We start from the raw sequence: 21,556 nt of genomic DNA on the forward strand, positions 1-21,556 counted from the left end.
GTGGCAGTCTGGGCTGGCTACCCGCGGCGGCGCACCCAGGCGGTCGTCTCCCCCGCCAGCGTCGCGCCATCCCCGAGGTCGCTGCGCAGCAGAACCTCGGCGTCGGAACCCAGCTCGAAGGGTTCTGCGCCGAAGTTCGTGACGACTTCCCACCCGTTCGGGCGAGAGAAACGAAGCACATCCGCGCGCGCGCTCGACAGCCACTCGAGGTGCTCCCCGCTCTGCAGCTCGTGGCGGAGCGCAAGCGCGCGGCGGTACAGCGCGAGCACAGAGCCCGCATCGCCATCCTGCACTTCAACGGCCGACGCACCGAACCATGCGGGCTGAGGAAGGTGCGCATCCGCTTCCCCGAAACCGAACGACCGGCCCTCGGCAACCCAGGGCAGGGGAACACGGCAGCCATCGCGACCGATGTCCACCCCCGGGTTGCGGAAGAACGTCGGATCCTGGCGGTCAGCGTCCGGGATCCCGGCGACCTCGTGAAGACCGAGCTCCTCACCCTGATAGAGGTACGCCGAACCCGGCAGCCCGAGTGTGAACAGCGTCGCCGCGCGAGCACGCCGCAGGCCGCCCTCAGCGTCGAGCGCCGGACGCTCACCACCCGAGAGCAGCCACTCCGCGCCGTGCTTCACGAGCGGGTGCCCCTTCTCGTTCCGCTCCGCATGCGGGAGGCCGTACCGGGTCGCGTGCCGCACCACGTCATGGTTCGACAGCACCCAGGTGGTCGACGAACCGGAACGCTCCGCCAGCTCGAGATTGTCGGCGACGATGCTCGAGAACTGCGCCGCCTCGAAGTCGGCCTCGAGGAGGTCGAAGTTGAACGCTTGCCCGAGTCCCTCCGGGCTCGCATATCGGGGCCGACGGTCACGCTCGACCCACGCCTCGGCGACCGCTGTACGCGGCGGGTCATACGAATCGAACACCTTGCGCCACTCGGCGTACACCTCGTGCACGTCGTCGCGATCGATGATCGGGTGGTTCCCATCGAAGGGCAGCGCGTCGAGCTGAGCCTTCGAGGGCAGCTCCCCGCTCAGGTCCTTCGTCAGCATATGGGCGACATCGATGCGGAAGCCATCGACGCCACGATCCGACCAGAAGCGCAGCGTGTGCAGGAAGTCGTCGCGCACCTCCCGGTTCGCCCAGTTGAAGTCGGGCTGCTCGACCGCGAAGTTGTGGAAGTACCACTGGCCGTCCTCGACCCTGTGCCAGGCCGGTCCGCCGAACACCGACTCCCAGTCGGTCGGCGCCTCGGCTCCATCCGGCCCCTTCCCGTCACGGAAGATGTAGCGGTCACGCTCCGGCGACCCCGGCCCCGCCGCGAGGGCAGCCTGGAACCACGCGTGCTGGTCCGACGAGTGGTTCGGCACGATGTCCACGATCACGCGGATCCCGGCGCCGTGCAGGGCCGACACCATGACGTCGAAGTCGTCCAGCGTGCCGAGACGCGCATCCACGTTCCGGTAGTCGGCGACGTCATACCCGCCGTCGGCGAGCTCCGAAGGATAGAAGGGGCTGAGCCAGACGGCATCGATGCCGAGCCCCTGCAGGTACGGCACCTTCGCGGTGATGCCGGGCAGGTCGCCCAGTCCATCACCGTTCGCATCCGCGAAGCTGCGCGGGTAGATCTGGTAGACGGCGGCCTGACGCCACCAGTCGGCGTCGTGCGGGTGGGCGCGGGTGAGGAGGTCGGTCTCTGCCGAAAGGGTCGAGCTCATAGTGGAAGCATTCCTTGGGGTTATCGGTGGTCTGGGGACGAGAGAGGCGTTGCTTGGGAGAAGGCGCTGGCCGGGGATGCGTTCAGCCCTTGACCGCGCCCTGCGTGACGCCCTCCATGACCCACCGCTGCGTGAACAGGTAGGCGATCAGGGCGGGCGCCATGGCCATGAGGTAGGAGGCGAAGGAGACGTTGTAGTTGTTGCTGAACTGGGTCTGGAAGATCTTCTGCACGACGGGCAGCGTCTGCATCGCCGGGTCGGAGATGATGAGCGACGGCATCATGAAGTCGTTCCAGGACGCGAGGAAGGCGAAGATGCCGACCGTGGCGCTCATCGGGGCGAGCAGCGGGAAGATGACCCGCCAGAACGTCTGCCAGGTGCTGGCCCCGTCGATGCGCGCGCTCTCTTCGAGCTCGCCCGGGATAGACCGCAGGAACGCGGTGAAGAGCAGAATCGAGAAGCTCAGCTGGAACATGACGTGCAGGATGATGACGCCGACCGGGTTATCGAGGCCGAAGAGTCCACTCATCTGGATCTGCGGCAGCGCGACAGCAGGGAACGGCAGGAACATCGCCGCGAGCAGGTAGTAGAACGACCCCCGGAAGAACCGGTGGTTCCAGTTGCGCGTGATGGCGTACGAGGCGAGCGCCGCGAGCAGGATCACGCCGGCCACCGTGCCCGCCGTGATGAACACGGAGACGCCGAAGGCCTGCGGGAAGTTCGTGAGGTTCCACGCCTCGACGAAGCCGTCGACGCTGAACGGTGCCGGCAGCGCGAAGACGTTGCCGCTCACGGCCTGCGACGTCGTCTTGAAGGCCGTCACCACGGTCACGTAGAGCGGGATGAGCACGGTCACGGCGCACAGGAGCAGGATGATCGTCGTCGACCATCGGTTCCGCCCGCCGAAGTTCTTGCTCGCCGGGGCCACGCGGGTGCGGCCGACGATGGGTTGCTGAAGTGCCATCAGAGTTGGTTCTTTCCCTGGGTGAGACGGAGCTGGAGAAGGGAGATGACGACGACGATCACGAAGAAGAACGTCGCGTTGGCCATCTGGTAGGCGTAGTCGCCACCGCTGAAGCCGGTGAAGATCGTCATAGCGATGCTTCGAGTCGACGTGCCCGGGCCGCCGTCGGTGAGGCCGACGATGATGTCGTAGGCGTTGAGGAAGTTCTTGAACCCGAGGATGACGTTGATGACGACGTAGCCCGCGACGAGCGGCAGCGTGATCTGCGTCATCTGCTGCAACTTCGACGCACCGTCGAGCTCGGCGGCCTCGTACACGTCCCCAGGCACCGCGAGGAGGCCCGCGATGTAGATGAGCAGCGTGCCGGGAATCGCCTGCCAGGCCGTGACGATGACGATCCCGATCCAAGCGAGGTTGGGGTTCGCGAGGATGCTCTCCGAGAGCCACGGGATGTTGAGGCTCTGCCCCAGGGCCGGAACCGCGTTGGAGAACAGGAAGTTGAACACGAACGCGATGACGATTCCCGAGATGACCATGGGGATCACGAACACGGTGCGCAGCGGGGCCTTGAGACGGATGCGCGCCACGAGCCCCACCGCCAGGAGGAACGCGAGCACGTTGACGAGGATCACGGTGACGGCCGCGAAGCCCATCGTGAAGCCGTAGCTCTGCCAGATGGCGGGGTCGCCGAACATGGCGATGTAGTTGGTGACGCCGACGAAGTTCCACTCGCCGAAGCCGATGGAGTTCGTGAAGCTGAAGAAGATGCCGATGACGGCGGGGATCGTGATGGCGATCGTGAACAGCACGAGCGTCGGGACGAGGAAGAGGTAGAAGACCCGGTCGACTCGACGTGTGCTTCGCGGCCTGAGCTTCTTGCCTGCCCGCTGGGCTTCGTCGGTGCGGATCGCCTCGGTGGTGGTCGACACTGTTGTCTCCATTCCGGTTCGTTATCGAGTGGTGCTGGCCGTTGCCATGAGCGGATCTATTGGCGCAGCGCGAGGCGGGCCCAGTCGGCGTCGAGGGTGCTGAGCGTCGACTCGACGCTCGCTCCCCCGGTGACGAGTCCCTGCATGTAGTTCTCGGTGGGGATCGTCAGTGGAATCGCCTTTGACGGGCCCTGGTAGAAGGCGGCACTCTCGTAGTACGGCTGGAGCTCGACGAGCCGCGGGTCGGTGACCGGGTCGGCGTCGACCGTCGTCCCGAAGCCGAGCTGTGCGGCGTTGTAGGCGTTGATGATGTCCGGCTGGAAGAGGTACTGCAGGAACTCGCGCGCCTCCTCCTTGTGCTTCGAGGCTTCGGGGATCCAGGCGGCGAGGTCGATGTTGACGCGCACCTCGCGGTCGTCGGCGTTCTCGGTCATGGGCAGCGGGAACATGCCGAGGTTCGCATCCGGGTTCGTCTTGGCGATCTCGCCGAGCGCCCACGGGCCCTGCAGGTACATGCCGGCCTTGCCTTCCGCGAAGGCCACGTTGCCGTCGCCGTAGCCGCGGCTGCCGGCGTCCGCGTTCGTGTACTCGCTGGAGAGCTCCGTCATGCGGGTGACGGAGTCGGTCATGGTCGACTCGAACGAGACGGGTGAGTCCGGGCCGACATCGGTGCCGAGCTCGTTGAGCTCGTCGTAGAAGCCGGCGACATCGATGGACCCGCCGACGGTGTAGTCGAACCACCCCTGGCTCACGGTCCACGGGTCTTTGAAGGTCGCGTAGAAGGGGTCGATGCCCGCCGCCTTGAGCTGGTCGCAGACCTCGATGAGCTCGCTGTAGGTCGCCGGGATCTCGAGGCCCTGCTCCTCGAAGATGTCCTTGTTGTAGATGACGGATGCGGCCATCACCGAGTAGGGCAGCACGCTCGTTCGCCCCGGGTAGCTCGCGTACTGGTCGACGAGGTCCTGGATCTCCGGCAGGATGCGTTCGGCCTCCGGCAGGTCGGAGAGGTCGGAGAGCGCGCCGCGCTCCATGAACCGAGCCATCTCCATGTTGTAGTTGAGGAGTCCGAGGTCCGGCGGGTTGCCCCGGAGGAAGCCGGCCTGCAGGTTCGAGGAGGTGTCGAGCACGACGCGAACCTCACTCTGCGAGGCGTTGTAGTCCTGGATGAGCTCGCGGAAGTATGGGATGGCCTCTGGCTTGCTGAGGAAGAAGCGCACCTCGGTCGGGCCGGTGCTGCTGCAGGCCACGAGGCCTGAGCCGGCGAGCACGAACACAAGCGCGGCCACGACGGCACGGAGCAGGGTGCGGGGCCGGAAGCGTTTCGATGGTGATGGCACGTCATTGTCCCTTGGGCTGAGCTGGCCGCCATCGACTGATTCGGGGCACACCAGACATTGAAACGAACACTAAATTTTGTGTCTAAATTTACTGCTGGAGGTAATGTAAGCCGACGGCCAGCGAAAGGTCAACACCGTGTTCAGACTCCCCGCCACCACACCTCCACTCAAGCGCGCAAACCTGCAGCTGCTCCTCGAGTACGCGTGGGATTCGGGAGCATTCACGGCGACCGAGGCGCTGAGCATCGGTCTCACTCGGTCGACGATCATCGACCTGCTCGACGAGCTCGCCGAGTGCGGCCTCGTCACCGAGCTGCCAAATGCCCGCGAGGACGGCAGCTACCAGAAGGGGCGCCCGGCTAGGCGGTTCGAGTTCACGGCCGACGCTGGCATCGTGGTCGGCGTCGACGCGGGACGCGAGCACCTGACCACGACCGTGTCGAACCTCCGCGGCGTCACCATCAGCTCCGGCCAGGTCGAGGTCGACCCGGGCGCTGACTCCCCCGAGACCCGGCGAGCGCTCCTCCGGAAGGTCGTCGCCGACCAGCTGTCGACGACCAGGCACACCATCGATCAGGTGGCCGCCCTGTGCGTCGGTGTCCCGGCACCCGTGGACGCCCGGGGGACCTCCCCCGCGCACGTCGAGGGATTCTGGCAGCGCACCAACCCCGACTTCGCCACCGTCTTCGAGGACCAGGTCCCGATCATCCGCGTCGAGAACGACGCCCTGCTCGCGGCCGTCGCCGAGGGCAGCGTGGGAGGCGGTGTCGACTGCAGCGACTTCGTGACGTTCCTCAGCGGCGAGCGGTTCGGCGCGGGCATCGTCGTCGACGGACGCCTGCTGCGCGGCGCGCACGGCGGTGTCGGCGAGATGCTCGGCCTCGACCTCGTCGCTGGAGCGGAGGGAGTCGACGGATTGGGCCTTCGCGCCGCACGCCTCGCACGGACGGCCGTCGAGCAGAACGCGATATCGCCGAACAGCGCCCTGCTGAGCGTCCCAAGCCACGAGATCAACGGCAAGCTCGTCCTCGAGGCTGCGAACGAGGGCGACATCGATGCCCTCCGCATCGTCGCCGAAGTCGGCGGCGTCCTCGCGCGCATCGTCGGACTGGTGGCCAGCCTGTTCGATCCCGAACGGGTCATCATCGCCGGTGGCGTCGCACCCGGAGCCGACGGCCTCATCGCCGCGGCCCGCGAAGAACTGCCGGCGCTCCTGCACCTGCCGGTGCCGGAGCTCGTCCGCTCCGAGCTGGGAGCCGGCGTCGTCTCCGTGGGCGCCGTCCAGCACGCGCTTCGCTCGCTGCGCGACGGCATCCTCGACCTGTAGCCCGGCACCCCTGGGATCCTGCAGCCTGACCATGCCCAGGTGAAAGGACGACATACTCACCGCCCGGCAACACACCGACGCGGAATGCGGCGAGCAACCGTGCTGTTCGATCTGTGGGGCAACGCACCAGCGCTCAGCCCCCGATCCGAAAGGCACTATCAGTGGACCTCTTCTCTCCTTTGACCCTCGGCGACATCGAGCTCGCCAACCGCGTCGTCATGGCGCCGCTGACTCGCACACGTGCGAGCGCGGAGGGTGTGCCGGGTGAACTTGTGGCGGAGCACTACGCGCAGCGCGCCAGCCTGGGCCTCATCATCACCGAGGGCACGTACCCGAGCGCCGAGTCTCGCTCCTACCCCGGCCAGCCAGGCATCGTCACCCCCGAGCAGACCGAAGGCTGGCGCCGAGTCGCCGAAGCCGTGCACGCCCGGGGTGGCCGCATCGTCATGCAGATCATGAACGGCGGGCGCGTCTCGCACCCCGACATCACGGGCACGCCTCGCATCGTCGCCCCGAGCGCCATCGCGATCGACGGTGAGGTTCGCACCCCCAACGGCAAGCAGCCGTACCCGGTCCCCCACGCCCTCACGACGGCCGAGCTCGCCGATGTTCGCGAGGAGTTCGTGGATGCGGCCCGCCGCGCCATCGAGGCGGGCCTCGACGGTGTCGAGATCCACGGCGCCAACGGCTACCTCCTGCACGAGTTCCTCTCTCCCGTATCGAACCAGCGCACCGACGAGTACGGCGGATCGCCCGAGGCACGCGCTCGCTTCGTGGTCGAAGTCACCGCGGCCGTCGCGGAAGCGATCGGGGCCGGCCGCGTCGGCCTGCGCCTCTCGCCCGCCCACAACATCCAGGACGTCGTCGAGACCGACGACGCCGACGTGCGCGCGACCTACGACGCCGTCGCCGACGGCCTCGCACCCCTCGGCCTCGCCTACCTGAGCGTGCTGCACAGCGACCCAGAGGGTGAGCTCGTGCAGGACCTGCGCGCGCGCTTCGGCGGGCCGTTCATCGCGAACAGCGGCTTCAGTCGCGTCACGACCCGCGAGGAAGCCGTCAACCTCGTCAAGGAGGGCAACGCGGACGCCGTCGCCGTCGGTCGCCTCGCCATCGCCAACCCGGACCTCGTCGAGCGCTGGCTGGGCGGCCACCCCGAGAACGAGCCGAACCCGGCGACCTTCTACGGGGCCGGCGCCACCGGGTACACCGACTACCCGCGACTGTCCGCGTAGCCCCGCCAGGCGAAGACAGTGCGAATGCCGCCCGCCAGAACCCTCTGGCGGGCGGCATTCCGCACCTCCGGGCGATGCGGCACTCCGTGCCCGGCACCTGAGATTCAGTGCCAGGCGGACGCGACGCGGACGCGATCCCCTTGCGGCCCTTGCGCGGCACACCCGCCGTGTTACCATGCGTTATACGATTAACCGATCCACAAGGAGGTGGGCAATGGCGAGGCGCCCCAAGACAACCACGATGGCACAGGTGGCGGAGCACGCAGGCGTATCCCAGGCCACGGTGTCGCTGGTCCTGAACAACGTCGCAGGGTCGCGCGTTGCCGAGGCCACCAAGGAACGTGTGCTCGAGGCCGTCCGCGACCTCGACTACCGAACGAATGCGTTCGCGAAGACGCTGCGCAGCGGCGAGTCGGAGATGATCGGCTTCATCTCGGACGAAGTGGCAAGCTCGCCATTCGCGGGCGGCCTCCTGAAGGGAGCCCAGCTCCTCGCCTGGGAGAACGGCAACGTGATTCTCACTGTCGACACCTACAACGACGCCGGCCTCGAGCAGGCAGCAGTCGAGATGATGCAGTCGTACCGGGTGCGAGGCGTCGTGTACGCCTCCATGTACCACCGCGTCATCGATGTACCCGAGGCCCTGAGCGGAGTACCCACCGTCGTCGTCAACGCCCAGGACCGTGCCGGCCTCGTCCCAAGCGTCTTCCCTGACGAGGAGATGGGCGGATATGCCGCGACACGTCAGCTCGTCGAGGCGGGGCACACGAAGATCGCCATGATCAACATTCAGCCCGAAGTGAGCGACCTGCCGGCAGGCATCGGCCGCCTCGCGGGGTTCCGAAGAGCCCTGACGGAGGCCGGGCTGTCGGCATACCCGGACTGGATCCTCTCCGGCACGGGAATCGTCGAGGACGGACTGCGCCTGACCGCACAGCTCATGGAGGGCGAAGACCGCCCGACGGCGATCTTCTGTGGCAACGACAGAACGGCCTGGGGTGCGTACCGAGCCCTCGAGGCGCGCGGCCTCACCGTGCCAGACGACTGCTCGATCATCGGATTCGACAACCACGAGATGCTTGCGCCGCACCTCGACCCGGGTCTCTCCACCGTCGCCCTCCCCTACGAGCAGATGGCCAGGACCGCCATCGATCTCCTTCTCAACCCAACACCCTCCCCATCCCTTCACATCCCACTCGAGTGCACCGTCGTCACTCGCGGGTCTGTAGCAAAGGCCAAGGCATGACCATGAAGACCACCACCCCCACGCGAACGGGGAAGCAACCCCGTCACCCCTTCTTGACGAGGCGCCCGCGGCGAAATCTCAAGACGGAGTTCCGTCGCGCCTCGCGAAGCTGGCAGTTATACGTATTACTTACTCCGGCCCTCGTCTCTGTTCTGGTCTTCAAGTACTGGCCCATGTACGGCGCGCAGATCGCCTTCCGCAACTACAACCCGGCTGACGGATTCGCCGGAAGCCCGTGGGTTGGGCTCGAGCACTTCGAACGGTTCGTCAACTCGTTCCAGTTCGAGCGCCTGATCGCCAACACGCTGACACTGAACGCCCTCGGGCTGCTGATCGCATTCCCCGTGCCTATCATTTTGGCCCTCATCGTCAACCAGCTGCAGAGCGAACGTTTCAAGAAGTTCACGCAGACAGTGCTCTACTCACCCTCGTTCATCTCCGTCGTGGTCGTTGTCGGAATGATCTACCTGCTCTTCTCGCCGCGATCCGGAATCGTCAACAACGCCATCACCGTGTTCGGCGGCGACCCGGTCTTCTTCATGGGATCAGCGGAATGGTTCAGGCCCCTGTATATCGGCTCCGACATTTGGCAAAATGCCGGATTCTCGATGATCGTCTACCTCGCCGCCCTGACCGCCATCGATCCGTCGCTGCACGAGGCGGCCCGAGTCGACGGCGCGAACAAGTGGCAGAGAATCCGTCACATCGATATTCCGGGCATCCTGCCCGTCATCACGATCCTGTTCATTCTTGCGATCGGGAACCTGTTCAACCTCGGCTTCGAGAAGGTCCTCCTCATGCAGACAGACCTGAACCTGCCGACCTCGGAGGTCATTCAGACCTACGTCTACCAAGCCGGACTCAAGCAGGCCCAGTTCAGCTACTCAGCCGCCATCGGCCTCTTCAACTCCTTCATCAACATGGTGCTGCTCCTGACCTTCAACTGGGTCGCGAAGCGTGCAGGCCAGTCGACCCTCTGGTGACGAACATGACCTCTACGACTTCTGCGCCACGGCACAAGACAACCGAGCACCACATCCCCGCCGAGCACCACCCCGAATCCCGGCGCCCGGCCAGCCGCCGGAAGGAATCTTGGCGCAGACGCATGGCCGACCCGGTCTTCAACGTATTCGCGGTTGGAACCCTGGTGCTTGCCATCGCGGCCATCATCTACCCCCTGTACTTCATCGTCATCGCGTCGGTCAGCGAGCCGTCCGAGATCCTGAACGGCAACGTCTGGCTCTGGCCGCAGGGGTTCACGCTCGAAGGGTACGCACGCATCTTCGCGGACGCTGCGATCTGGCAGGGGTTCGGGAACTCGGTTCTGTACACGAGCGTCGCCACGCTCATCAGCGTCGTGTCGATTCTCTGCGGCGCCTACGCCCTGTCGAGGAAGGACCTCTACGGCCGGAAATTCCTCATGTTGATCTTCATCCTCACGATGTTCATCGACGGAGGCCTGATCGCCAGGTACCTCGTCGTCCGAGACCTCGGGATGCTCGACACCATCTGGGCCGTCGTCCTCCCGGGTGCGGTCGGCGTCTGGAACCTCATCATCGCGCGAGCGTTCTTCGAGAACAATGTGCCAAGCGAACTTCGGGAAGCCGCTCAGCTCGATGGTGCCAACGACTTCCGCTTCTTCTTCCAGATCGTGCTCCCTCTCTCGAAGCCTCTGATCTTCCTCATGATCATGATCCACCTCGTGGCGAACTGGAACGCCTTCTTCGATGCGCTCATCTACCTCGACGACGAGAGCAAGTATCCGCTGCAGCTTGTGCTCAGGAACGTGCTGATCCAGTCGGAGGTGAATTCCGCGGGAGGCACAGGCGCCCTCGACTCCTATGCCGCGGCGCAGCGACTCGGTGAGCTCATGAAATACGGCATGATCGTCATCTCGAGCCTCCCCCTCCTTATCGTTCTGCCGTTCATGCAGAAGCACTTCACCAAGGGAGCAATGATCGGCGCCGTCAAGAGCTGATCCCTTACCTGTCATTCCCACCGGCATATCCGTCTCATCTCCACCACGACAGAAAGTAAACGACTATGAAACAGCGACGTTTCGCGACCTCGATCGCCCTCGTCACCGTCAGCGGCCTCCTGCTGACAGGGTGCTCTGGCGGTGGCGGCAGTGCAGAGCTCACCGACCTGTCCGCCGACTACGGCTTCAACGCCGAAGGCCTTCCCATCGTCACCGAGCCCCTGACGCTCACATTCGGCGGGACCAAGTCACCACTCGCGCCCGACTACGCCACCATGGAGCTCGTCCAGCAGTGGGCCACGGACACGAACATCCTGATCGACTGGCGCAATTTGCCGGAGCAGGTCTACGCAGAGAAGAAGAACCTCATGCTGGCGGGCGACGAGCTCCCCGATGTCCTGTTCAACACCGGCCTCAGCGACTCCGAGATCGTTCAGAACGGCTCGAACGGAACGCTGCTGCCCTTGGAAGACCTCATTGCCGAGCACGCCCCGACACTCTCCGGCATCCTCGACGCTCGGCCCGACATCAAGGCCGCCCTGACCGCGTCCGACGGGCACATCTACACACTGCCGTCCGTAGAAGAGCTGGGGATCCTGCAGCACCCCAACTTCCTCTACATCAACAAGAGCTGGCTCGACACACTCGGGCTCCCGATGCCGAGCACGATCGACGAATACCGGGCCGCGCTCGAGGCGTTCAAGACCGGTGACCCCAACGGCAACGGCAAGGCGGACGAGATTCCACTCTCATTCCGCACCGACTCCTTCGCAGCCAACCCATCAGACCTCGTCACCGCCCTCGGCGGCCAGCCGGAGAACAACGACCACCGCATCGTCCGCGATGGCGTCGTCGAGTTCACTGCGAACACCCCCGAGTACCGCGCTGGCGTCGAAGCGCTCGGCGAGTGGTACGCGGATGGGATCATCGACCCCGAGTCGTTCTCGCAAGACGACGTCGCCTACCTCTCAAAGGGCAAGTCCGAGACGCCCATCCTCGGCTCGTTCTTCTGGTGGGAGCTCGAGGAGATGGTCGGCGAGGAGAAGAGCTCCGACTACGAGCTGGTCGGCATTCTCGAGGGCGCCAACGGCGAGCGCCTCGCCAGCGTCTCCAACAACCAGGAGATCAACCGCGGCGCGATGGCACTCACGCGCGCCAACCAGTACCCCGCTGCGACCATCCGCTGGGCCGACCGACTCTTCGACCCCCTCATGTCCGCGCAATCGAACTGGGGCCCTATCGGTGTGACGTTGGAAGAGGATCCTTCAGGTCTCCTCGTGCAGATCCCGGCCCCCGAGGGTGAATCCGAGGGAGAGCGTCGCCAGAAGGTCGCCCCTGGCGGCCCGAAAATCACCACAGCCCAGGACTTCGAGACCGTCGTCGCGCCCGAACCCCGCGCGAAGGAGCGCCAGGAACTCGTCACCGAGAACTACGCGCCCTACGCCGCCAATGAGGCCTATCCGCCCGTGCTCCTCTCGAACGAGGAACTCGACCAGACCGCCTTCGCCCTCACGGATATCAACAGTCTCGTGAAGGAGAAGTTCGCCAGCTGGGTGGTGAACGGCAACATCGACGCCGAATGGGAGAGCTACACGAGCCAGCTCGACGGCCTCGGCGTCGCCGAGGTGACCGACATCTACCAGCAGGCCTACGACCGCTTCCAACAGGGCGGCGAGTAGCCACCGTGTGGCGGGCCCGCGCGGGCCCGCCACACGAACGCACCCGTCAACCGCTTTCACCCCTGCAAAGGACCACGCTCAATGACCACGACTCACCAGACGACAACGGCCGTGACCCCGCTCCGGCCCTCGGCTCACTTCACTGCCGAGACGTCCTGGCTCAACGACCCGAACGGGCTCGTCCACCACGACGGGCTCTACCACCTCTTCTTCCAGACGAATCCCTTCGGCAGCACATGGGGCAACATCTCGTGGGGTCACGCCACCTCCACGGACCTCATCTCGTGGGAAGAGAAACCCATCGCCATCCCGGCGAACGAGCAGGAGATGGCCTTCTCCGGCAGCGCCGTCGTCGACAGCCGGAACACCGCCGGCTTCGCAGCCGACGGAGAGACCGCGCTCGTGGCGATCTACACGAGCGCCCGCCCGCCCGTTGGCGAGGTGCCTGGGCTGCAGGCTCAGTCGCTCGCCTACAGCGTCGATGCGGGCACAACGTGGACTCGGTACTCCGGCAACCCCGTGCTCGACATCGACTCCTCCGAGTTCCGCGACCCGAAGGTCTTCTGGCATGGAGGAGACGACGGCCACTGGGTCATGGTGGTCGTCGAAGCGGTCGCACGCAAGGTGCTCTTCTACACCTCGCCCAACCTCATCGACTGGACCTTCAGCTCGGACTTCGGCCCAGCGCACGCGACAGGCGGCGTCTGGGAATGCCCCGACCTGTTCCCCCTCCAGGTCGAGTCCACAGGCGAGACACGCTGGGTGCTCGTCGTCAGCATGAACCCGGGCGCACGAGCGGGCGGCTCCGGCACGCAGTACTTCGTCGGCGACTTCGACGGCACCACGTTCGTCGCCGAACGGCTCAGCACATCCGAGGATCCCGACTCGTACGACTGGCTCGACTATGGGCGCGACTACTACGCAGCGGTCTCCTTCAACAACACCCCTGACGGCCGTCGCCTCATGATCGGGTGGGCGAGCAACTGGGACTACGCCAACCAGACACCCACCGCTCCGTGGCGATCCACGATGTCACTCGTCCGCGAGATCAGCTTGACCCAGGACGCGGCAGGACGCCGACGTCTGCGACAGGCACCTATCTTGGGCGAGCAGACCAGCCAGATGACCGTGAGCGAGCACGTGATCGACCTTGAAATCGGCCGGCGCACCACCCTCGTGCTCGACACGGAGGGCAAGAACGACGAACGGGTCCAGATCCACTTCGAAGGTGGCGACGCGCCCCAGCTGCTCTTCGACCGCAGCGAGAGCGGTTTCACCGACTTCAATACAGAGTTCGCGACGCTGAATCGAGTGCCGATTGCCCCGCACCTCCCGCGGCCGCTCGACATCAGGGTCGTCGTCGATGCGACCGTCATCGAGGTGTTCCTCGGCGAGGGGGCGCAGACCGTGACCGAGCAGGTGTTCCCCACTGCACCACTGAGCGGAGCGCACATCCTGCAGCACGACTGAGCTGTTCGGACCCAGCACCGCCGGCGGGGCCCGCTGAAGCGACACCGCTTCGGTGGGCCCCGCCTGTTCCGACCGCGCGCACTGTGCGACAGTTGGCCATGCTCATCGTCGACTTCCCCGTGCCGGACACCGTCGCCGCTCGCGGTGCCCTTGAGCTGGCCACCGAATACCAATCCGCCGCCATCACCGCGCATGCCCTGCGGTCGTGGCTGTGGGCCGAGGGCATCGCGGCGGCCGAGGGCCGCACCGGCGTCGACCACGAACTCCTCTACGTGGCCGCCGTCCTGCACGACCTCGGAACGGTGACCGAGTACGACAACCACACCGTCTCGTACGAGCATGCCGGCGGGCACGTCGCCGTCGCCCTGACAGCCGGCGCCGGCTGGCCTGCCGAGCGCCGCCACCGGGTCCTCGACGTCATCGTGCGGCACAACTGGCCGAGCGTGGACCCCGAACTCGACCTCGAAGGGTACCTGCTCGAGCGCGCCACCGGGCTCGACATCTCGGGCAGCAGGCCCGATGCGCTGCCCGAGGCGTTCCTGCGGGAAGTGCTCGCGGCGCATCCGCGCGGAACCCTCGCCGCCGAGTTCGGCGCGTGCGTCACCGACCAGGCGTCGCGAAAGCCGACGACCTCAGCTCGCAGGCTCGTCGACGGCGGGCTGCTCCGCAAGCTCGCGGCGAACCCGCTCGAACGCCTCCGATAGTCAGACCGCAGCGTCGGTTCACACAAACGCCAGACGCCCCGGCCGAACCGAGTGGTTCCGCCGGGGCGTCTCTGCGTTCTGGAGGCTCGTCCGCTTACGCGGCGCCGTCGAACATCGACGTGACCGAACCGTCGGTGAAGACCTCGGTGATCGCGCGAGCGAGCGTGGGAGCGATGGGCAGGATCGTGAGCTTGTCGAAGCGCTTCTCGGGCGGCAACGGCAGCGTGTCGGTGACGACGACCTCGTCGATGGCGTCGGAGCTGAGCCGCTCGACGGCCGGGTGCGAGAAGACAGCGTGCGTCGCAGCGACCACGACGCCGATCGCGCCGGCGGCCTTGAGCGCCTCCGCGGCCTTGACGATCGTTCCACCCGTGTCGATGAGGTCGTCGACCAGCAGGCACACGCGGCCCTCGACGTCACCGACGATCTCGTGCACGCTCACCTGGTTCGCGACCTTCGGGTCGCGACGCTTGTGGATGATCGCGAGCGGCGCATCCAGCTGGTCGCTCCAGACGTCGGCGACGCGGACGCGCCCCATGTCGGGCGAGACGACGGTGAGCGTGGCCGGGTCGAGCTTCTTGCGGAAGTGCTCGAGCAGCACCGGCATCGCGAACAGGTGGTCGACGGGACCGTCGAAGAAGCCCTGAACCTGCGGCGCGTGCAGGTCGACCGACATGATCCGGTCAGCGCCGGCGGCCTTGAAGAGGTCGGCGACGAGGCGAGCCGAGATCGGCTCACGGCCGCGACCCTTCTTGTCCTGGCGCGCGTACGGGTAGAAGGGAGCCACGACGGTGATGCGCTTCGCCGACGCACGCTTGAGCGCGTCGAGCATGATGAGCTGCTCCATGAGCCACTCGTTGATCGGCGGGCAGTGCGACTGGAGCACGAACACGTCGGCCCCTCGCATGCTCTCCCCGTAGCGAGCGTAGATCTCGCCGTTCGCGAAGGTGCGCGACTCGGTCTCCCCGAGCTCGATGCCGAGTTCTGCCGCGACTGCTTCGGCCAGCTCGGGATGAGCCCTGCCGGAGACGAGAACAAGTCGTTTCTCAGTGGAGGTGATGATGCCAGACACGCTGTACCGCCCGTTTCCTGTGCTTGCTCTGTTGTTACGCGTTCGGTTCTGATTCGCGCGACGAGGCAGCCTCAGCGGCCTCGGCCGCGGCGGTGCCTGCTCGGTTCTTGAGCACCCACCCCTCGGCGTTTCGCTGAGGTGCGACGTTGATGGCGAGTGCACCCGCTGGAACGTCCTTGCGGACCACCGTTCCAGCCCCGGTGTAAGCGCCGTCGCCAATCCTAACCGGGGCGACGAAGACGTTGTGCGAGCCGGAGCGCACGTTGTCGCCGACGGTCGTCCGATGCTTGCTCACGCCGTCGTAGTTCGCGGTGATCGTGCCGGCTCCGACGTTCGAGTTGACGCCCACCTCAGCGTCGCCGACGTACGAGAGGTGCGGCACCTTCGAGCCGTCGCCGATCTGCGCGTTCTTCGTCTCGACGAACGTGCCGATCTTCCCACCGGCACCGAGGATCGTGTTGGGGCGCAGGTAGGCCCACGGCCCCACGGATGCGCCGGCCCCGATGACGCTGAGCGTCGCGTCGGTGCGCTTCACGACGGCGCCCTCGCCGACCTCGCAGTCGACGAGCGTCGTATCCGGTCCGATGATGGCGCCGTCGGCGACCGAGGTCGCGCCGCGCAGCTGCGTGCCAGGGAGCAGCTCCACGTCGCGTCCGAGCGACACGTTGCCCTCGATGACGGTCGTCGCCGGGTCGTGCACGGTGACGCCCTCCAGCTGCCAGTGGCGGATCTGGCGGGCGTTGTAGTAGCGCTGCGCCTCCGCGAGCTGCACGCGGTCGTTGATGCCCTGCACGATCTCCGGGTCGGTGACGGCGATCGCCTCGATGCGCCCCGCATCCGCCTTGATGAGCTTCGCGGCATCGGTGAGGTACTTCTCTCGCTGCGAGTTCGAGTCGTCGATACGGCTCAGCACCTGTCGGACCGTGCGGGCGTCGAACGCGTACACGCCGGCGTTGATCTCCGAGATGCGCAGCAGCTCCTCACTCGCGTCCTTGTGCTCGACGATCTCGTCGAAGTCACCGCCGGACGAGCGGACGATGCGCCCGAAGCCTGCTGGCTCCTTCACGAACGCGCTCAGGAGGGTGAGCTGGTTCTTCGCGTGGCGGTGCTGCTCGACCATGCGCGCGATCGTGCCGGAGTCGAGGAGGGGCACGTCGCCGGAGAGGACAACGACGACCCCGTCGAAGTCCGCGGGCAGCGATTCGAGACCCACCTCGAGTGCCCGACCAGTGCCGGGAACGTCGTCCTGGTCCGCGAACTGCGTGTCCGGAGCCAGGTCCTGGATGGCTGAGACGACGCGGTCACGATCGTGGCGGACCACGGTGACGGTATGCGCGGGACCGAGCTCGGCGGCGGTGTGCAGCACGTGCCCGACGAGGGGAATGCCTCCGAGTCGGTGCAGCACCTTCGGGGTGCTCGAGCGCATCCGTGTTCCCTGGCCAGCCGCCAGGATAACGATTGCGAGTTCTCGATCGGTCACAGATCCTCCTCGTTGTGGGCGCCGCGATGCGAACGCCATCACGGTCCACGGTGGCATGCAGCACCCCCGCGCCGCTCCTCCCCCAGGATTCGAACCTGGACCTAACAGCTCCAAAGGCTGTCGTGCTGCCGTTACACCAAGGAGGAACGTGCCCGCTCACGCGCGCACTCGCCAATTGTGCCAGAACCGGGAGGGTCGCGCGCTTGCCACGGTGGTGCCGTGGAGGCGAGTGCGCGAGACTGGCGAGACACCAGACCCAAGGAGGCGTCATGTCCGAAGCCCTCGTCGTCGCGAGGCGATTCACCGACACCTACTCGGCCGCCGTCACGGGGCGCGACAAGACCGCCATCATGTCGCTCTACGCACCGGACGTTCGCGTCTTCGACCTCTGGAGCACCTGGTCCCACGAGGGGGCCGACACCTGGGGAGACTCTATCGGCGAGTGGTTCGACTCCATCGAGTCGGGCACGCACTCCGCGACGTTCACCGACCTCCGCGCTTACGGCGACCACGACGTCATCGTCGCGGAGAGCTTCGTGCGCTACTCCTGGCACAGCCCGGAGGGTGAGCTCGAATGGATGGACAACCGACTCACGTGGGGGCTCGTGCAGCACAAGGGCGAGTGGGTCATCGCGCATGAGCACACATCGGCGCCCGTCAACGCCGAGACCGGGCTCGTCGTGACGAAACGCGAAGTGGACGCCCACCACCCGAATTCGTAGCCGCGAGACCCCGCGAGCGCGCCGTGGCGGCCGCGCTCCCGTCGGCGCGTCGCCCCGGGATCGCGGGACTCGCCATAATGGGGGTATGGATGCCCCCGGACGTGCAGCTCAGCAGCGCGACTTCTCTCGCGATGCAGTTGAGCTGAGCGCGGGCGGCCGCTCCGTGCACCCCGCGCATCCGGTCGACACCGTCGACACGATCGTCCGCGACTGGTCCCGGGAGCGCCCCGACCTGGACGTCGACCCGCTGCGCATCTTCTCCCGAGTGAAGCGCATCGCGAAGCAGCTCGACGCCCTCCGCAAGGCGGCCTTCGCGGAGACGGGCCTCGAGCTGTGGGAGTTCGACGTCCTCTCCGCCTTGCGCCGCGCCGGATCCCCGCACCGCCTCAGCCCCAAGCACCTGCTCGCCTCCAACCTCGTCTCGAGCGGCACCATGACGAACCGCATCGACCGCCTCGTGGGCCGCGGCCTCGTAACCCGCGAGGTCGACCCCAACGACGGGCGCGGCATCCTCGTCACCATGACCGTCGACGGGCGCGACCTCGTCGACGAGGCCCTCACTCGCCTCGTCGCCGCCGAGCGCGAGCTGCTCGCCGAGCTCGACCTCGAGACCCGCGACGACCTGGCCACAGCCCTCCGCACCCTCTCCCTCCGGATGGACGACCCGGCGCACTGAGCTCCGACCGCCCTTCCTCGGAGGGCACCGGGTCGCCCCGGCCTTAAGCTGGTCTGATGGCCCATCTTCTCGGCGCGGAAGCGCTCCACCTCGAGTTCCCGACTCGAGTCGTCTTCGACAGCGTCTCCGTCGGCATCCAAGAGGGCGACCGCATCGGCATCGTCGGACGCAACGGCGACGGCAAGTCGACCCTCCTCAAGCTGCTCGCCGACCGCATCCAGCCAGACGGCGGCAAGGTCACGCGGCGCCGCGGCGTGCGCGTCGGGATGCTCGACCAGGCCGACACCCTCGACCCGGAGCTGACCGTCAAGCAGGCCATCGTCGGCGACATGGACGACCACGACTGGGCCTCAGACGCGAAGATCCGCGACGTCGTCAACGGCCTCGCCGGCGACCTCGAATGGACCGACAAGATCGGCGATCTCTCCGGCGGACAGCAGCGGCGCGTCGCCCTCGCCGCCCTGCTCATCGGCGACGACGACATCATCATGCTCGACGAGCCCACCAACCACCTCGATGTGGAGGGCATCGCGTGGCTCGCGGGGCACCTCAACTCCCGCTGGTCGAAGAACCAGGGCGGGCTTGTGGTCGTCACCCACGACCGGTGGTTCCTGGATGCGGTGTGCCAGACGACGTGGGAGGTGCACGACCGCGTGCTCGACCCGTTCGAGGGCGGCTACGCGGCGTACATCCTGCAGCGCGTCGAACGCGACCGCCAGTCTGCCGCCATCGAGTCGAAGCGCCAGAACCTCATGCGCAAGGAGCTCGCCTGGCTGCGCCGCGGCGCCCCCGCCCGCACGGCGAAGCCCAAGTTCCGCATCGAGGCGGCCACGCAGCTCATCGAGGACGAGCCGCCCGCGCGCAACCCCGTCGAGCTGTCCCAGCTCGCCACGGCCCGCCTCGGCAAGGACGTCGTCGACCTCCTCGACGTGGGCGTGACCTTCGGCGACAAGGAAGTGCTGCGCGACATCGAATGGCGCATCGCGCCGGGCGAGCGCACCGGCATCCTCGGCGTCAACGGCGCCGGCAAGTCGACCCTGCTCAACCTCGTCGCCGGCAGCCTCGAGCCGACGAGCGGCAAGGTCAAGCGCGGCAAGACCGTCAAGATCGCGACCCTCTCGCAGCGCCTCGCCGAGCTCGACGAGCACCAGAACGACCGCGTCCGCGAGGTCGTCGCCCGGCAGAAGTCGAGCTACGTGTCCGGCGGCAAGGAGATGACGCCGTCGCAGCTGCTCGAACGCCTCGGCTTCACCACCACGCAGCTGCAGACCCCCGTCAAGGATCTCTCGGGTGGCCAGCGCCGCCGCCTGCAGCTGCTCCTCATCCTCCTCGACGAGCCGAACGTGCTCATCCTCGACGAGCCCACCAACGACCTCGACACCGACATGCTCGCCGCCATGGAGGACCTCCTCGACACGTGGCCTGGCACCCTCCTCGTCGTCTCGCACGACCGGTACCTGCTCGAGCGCGTCACCGACCAGCAGTACGCGGTGTGGGACGGCGGCCTCCGCCACCTCCCCGGCGGCGTCGACCAGTACCTCGAGCTGCGCTCCAACAGCCTCAAGGGCTCCGCGCCCGCGACGCTCTCCAGCACGACGGATGCGGCTGCCAACGGCTCGTCGTCGTCCTCCGCGTCCGCCTCGTCCGGACTCTCGCTGGGAGGCGCCGACCGCCGCTCGGCAGAGAAGGAGGTGCAGGGCATCACGAGGAAGATCCAGAAGATCGAGCAGTCGATGAAGAAGGTCGACGCGGAGCTCGCCGCCCACGACCAGGGCGACTACGAAGGGCTCGGCGTCATAACCGCGAAGCGCCAGGCGCTCGCGGCCGAGGTCGACGCCCTCGAGGAGCGCTGGCTCGAGCTGTCCGAGGTGCTCGAGGCGTAGCCTGGCCGCATGCGCCCCATCATCGGAGTGTCCGTCACGTCGCCCGAGGACTACGATCCCCTCTCCGCAGGCGCCAACGACGACGTCGCACCGAGCTTCGCCTGGGTCGGCGACTCCCGGTTTCGGATGGACCTGCTCAACAACCGACCCCTGTGCGGCGCGGGAGACCCCGAACTGGTCGTCGAATCGCCGACCGAGCTGCGCATCCGCTTCCCGATCGTCGACCCGAACGCCATCTGCATCCTGATGCTCGCGCCCGTGTCGTTCGAGTTCGCACTGCCAGCGGTGGCGAGCGGGCGCCCGCTCGCCATCACCGTCACCTACGAGGGCGGCCCGCAGGTGGACGCGGCGACGCTCGCCTGAGCGCCGCCGCGCTACCCCAGATTGCGCTCGGAATAGACGCGCATCGCGTCGCGCACGAACTCGGCGCCCGTGGCGTGCACGCGCGTGTAGTTCTTGCCGAACCGCTCGTCTGCGACATACAGCTCGCCGAGACCCGCGAACGCCTCCGCGCTCGGGGCCTCCCCGTTCCAACCGGCCTTGACCCAGTCGAACTGTCGGGCCGTCGCGGCCTGCGCCTCGTCGCTGTCTGGGCCGAGGCCGGCCGACTGGGCCGCGCTGAACGCATCCTGGATCCGCGTCTGCTCCTCCAGGAACCTCTGCTTGCCCTCCTCGCCGAGACCACGCCACCAGGTGTCGCCGTCGGCGTACGCCTTGGCGCCCCAGCGCTCCTCAACCTCGTCCTTGTACTGCGTGTGGTCGAATCCTTCGAACATCTGCTCAGGCATGAGCGTCTCCTTCTCTCCGAGTGCGGCGAGAGTCGCGCGCACCGATCCGATCTGCGTCGTGAGGCGGCTGCGTTCGTCGTTCAGCCAGCCGAGGTGCGTCTCGAGCGCAGCGACGTCATCGCCCCGCCCGGCAAGCGCATCCGCGATGGCCGCGAGGCCGACGCCAAGCTCGCGAAGCAGCAGGATGCGCTGCAACCGCACCAGCGCGGCGTCGTCGTAGTAGCGATAGCCGTTCGTGCCCGTGCTGCTCGGCAGCAGCAGGCCGATGCTCTCGTAGTGGCGCAGCGTGCGGGACGTCACACCGGAGCGCTTCGCGACCTCGCCGATCGACCACTCCATGACCGCTTCCTC

The 21,556-nt window shown here is 66.9% G+C and carries 19 protein-coding genes and 1 tRNA gene; 12 read left to right on the plus strand and 8 right to left on the minus strand.

Annotated elements, in window-relative coordinates:
- Positions 1-17: 17 nt before the first annotated feature.
- The 4 genes from C5C17_RS12680 to C5C17_RS12695 form a co-directional block, all read right to left on the minus strand.
- Entirely contained in the window at positions 18-1,715 is a 1,698-nt protein-coding gene (locus C5C17_RS12680) for an alpha-amylase family glycosyl hydrolase (RefSeq protein ID WP_104253712.1), read from the minus strand.
- 82 nt (positions 1,716-1,797) lie between these two features.
- On the minus strand, positions 1,798-2,679 hold the full coding sequence (locus tag C5C17_RS12685; protein WP_104253713.1) for a carbohydrate ABC transporter permease: 882 nt from the start codon (positions 2,677-2,679) through the stop codon (positions 1,798-1,800).
- Positions 2,679-3,608 carry a carbohydrate ABC transporter permease gene (locus tag C5C17_RS12690; RefSeq protein WP_374953916.1) on the minus strand — a complete coding sequence of 310 codons (930 nt, stop codon included), beginning with the start codon at positions 3,606-3,608 and terminating at the stop codon, positions 2,679-2,681. Before C5C17_RS12690 ends, C5C17_RS12685 begins: the two co-directional genes overlap by 1 nt.
- A gap of 56 nt (positions 3,609-3,664) precedes the next feature.
- A complete protein-coding gene (locus tag C5C17_RS12695) occupies positions 3,665-4,945 on the minus strand; it encodes an extracellular solute-binding protein (RefSeq protein WP_308471314.1) in 1,281 nt (426 codons plus the stop codon).
- Between the two features lie 136 nt (positions 4,946-5,081).
- On the opposite strand from C5C17_RS12695, the gene C5C17_RS12700 reads away from it, so the two are divergent.
- The 8 genes from C5C17_RS12700 to C5C17_RS12735 all read left to right on the plus strand — a co-directional run bounded on the left by C5C17_RS12700 (position 5,082) and on the right by C5C17_RS12735 (position 14,584).
- The gene (locus tag C5C17_RS12700; protein WP_104253715.1) at positions 5,082-6,272 is read left to right on the plus strand and encodes an ROK family protein; all 1,191 of its coding nucleotides are present in this window, start codon (positions 5,082-5,084) and stop codon (positions 6,270-6,272) included.
- Between the two features lie 161 nt (positions 6,273-6,433).
- A complete protein-coding gene (locus C5C17_RS12705; protein ID WP_104253716.1) occupies positions 6,434-7,507 on the plus strand; it encodes an alkene reductase in 1,074 nt (357 codons plus the stop codon).
- 214 nt (positions 7,508-7,721) lie between these two features.
- The gene (locus tag C5C17_RS12710; RefSeq protein WP_104253717.1) at positions 7,722-8,753 is read left to right on the plus strand and encodes a LacI family DNA-binding transcriptional regulator; all 1,032 of its coding nucleotides are present in this window, start codon (positions 7,722-7,724) and stop codon (positions 8,751-8,753) included.
- 173 nt (positions 8,754-8,926) lie between these two features.
- The gene (locus C5C17_RS12715; RefSeq protein ID WP_258066195.1) at positions 8,927-9,736 is read left to right on the plus strand and encodes a sugar ABC transporter permease; all 810 of its coding nucleotides are present in this window, start codon (positions 8,927-8,929) and stop codon (positions 9,734-9,736) included.
- A gap of 5 nt (positions 9,737-9,741) precedes the next feature.
- Positions 9,742-10,731, plus strand: coding sequence for a carbohydrate ABC transporter permease (locus tag C5C17_RS12720; RefSeq protein ID WP_104253886.1), 990 nt, complete (start codon positions 9,742-9,744; stop codon positions 10,729-10,731).
- A gap of 65 nt (positions 10,732-10,796) precedes the next feature.
- On the plus strand, positions 10,797-12,410 hold the full coding sequence (locus C5C17_RS12725; RefSeq protein WP_104253719.1) for an ABC transporter substrate-binding protein: 1,614 nt from the start codon (positions 10,797-10,799) through the stop codon (positions 12,408-12,410).
- An 81-nt stretch (positions 12,411-12,491) separates the two neighbouring features.
- Complete coding sequence (locus tag C5C17_RS12730) at positions 12,492-13,880, plus strand: glycoside hydrolase family 32 protein (RefSeq protein ID WP_104253720.1); 1,389 nt, start codon at positions 12,492-12,494, stop codon at positions 13,878-13,880.
- Positions 13,881-13,978: 98 nt separating this feature from the next.
- On the plus strand, positions 13,979-14,584 hold the full coding sequence (locus tag C5C17_RS12735; RefSeq protein WP_104253721.1) for an HD domain-containing protein: 606 nt from the start codon (positions 13,979-13,981) through the stop codon (positions 14,582-14,584).
- Positions 14,585-14,678: 94 nt separating this feature from the next.
- Here the strand turns inward: C5C17_RS12735 and C5C17_RS12740 are convergent, their stop codons facing one another.
- The 3 genes from C5C17_RS12740 to C5C17_RS12750 all read right to left on the minus strand — a co-directional run bounded on the left by C5C17_RS12740 (position 14,679) and on the right by C5C17_RS12750 (position 17,282).
- On the minus strand, positions 14,679-15,656 hold the full coding sequence (locus C5C17_RS12740) for a ribose-phosphate diphosphokinase (protein ID WP_104253722.1): 978 nt from the start codon (positions 15,654-15,656) through the stop codon (positions 14,679-14,681).
- A gap of 34 nt (positions 15,657-15,690) precedes the next feature.
- On the minus strand, positions 15,691-17,136 hold the full coding sequence (glmU, locus tag C5C17_RS12745; RefSeq protein WP_104253723.1) for a bifunctional UDP-N-acetylglucosamine diphosphorylase/glucosamine-1-phosphate N-acetyltransferase GlmU: 1,446 nt from the start codon (positions 17,134-17,136) through the stop codon (positions 15,691-15,693).
- A gap of 74 nt (positions 17,137-17,210) precedes the next feature.
- Positions 17,211-17,282: transfer RNA gene (locus tag C5C17_RS12750), tRNA-Gln, on the minus strand.
- 123 nt (positions 17,283-17,405) lie between these two features.
- Between C5C17_RS12750 and C5C17_RS12755 the strand changes: the two genes are divergently transcribed.
- The 4 genes from C5C17_RS12755 to C5C17_RS12770 all read left to right on the plus strand — a co-directional run bounded on the left by C5C17_RS12755 (position 17,406) and on the right by C5C17_RS12770 (position 20,780).
- The gene (locus C5C17_RS12755) at positions 17,406-17,858 is read left to right on the plus strand and encodes a nuclear transport factor 2 family protein (protein ID WP_104253724.1); all 453 of its coding nucleotides are present in this window, start codon (positions 17,406-17,408) and stop codon (positions 17,856-17,858) included.
- Between the two features lie 163 nt (positions 17,859-18,021).
- Positions 18,022-18,534, plus strand: coding sequence for a MarR family winged helix-turn-helix transcriptional regulator (locus C5C17_RS12760; RefSeq protein WP_374953919.1), 513 nt, complete (start codon positions 18,022-18,024; stop codon positions 18,532-18,534).
- 56 nt (positions 18,535-18,590) lie between these two features.
- The gene (locus C5C17_RS12765) at positions 18,591-20,417 is read left to right on the plus strand and encodes an ABC-F family ATP-binding cassette domain-containing protein (RefSeq protein ID WP_104253726.1); all 1,827 of its coding nucleotides are present in this window, start codon (positions 18,591-18,593) and stop codon (positions 20,415-20,417) included.
- A gap of 9 nt (positions 20,418-20,426) precedes the next feature.
- Positions 20,427-20,780, plus strand: a complete 354-nt coding sequence (locus tag C5C17_RS12770) for a hypothetical protein (protein WP_104253727.1) — start codon at positions 20,427-20,429, stop codon at positions 20,778-20,780.
- Positions 20,781-20,791: 11 nt separating this feature from the next.
- On the opposite strand, the gene C5C17_RS12775 is transcribed toward C5C17_RS12770, so the two are convergent.
- Entirely contained in the window at positions 20,792-21,544 is a 753-nt protein-coding gene (locus tag C5C17_RS12775; RefSeq protein ID WP_104253728.1) for a MerR family transcriptional regulator, read from the minus strand.
- Between the last annotated feature and the right edge of the window lie 12 nt (positions 21,545-21,556).

It is taken from the genome of Pseudoclavibacter sp. RFBA6, assembly GCF_002931575.1.
Lineage (GTDB): Bacteria > Actinomycetota > Actinomycetes > Actinomycetales > Microbacteriaceae > Pseudoclavibacter > Pseudoclavibacter terrae.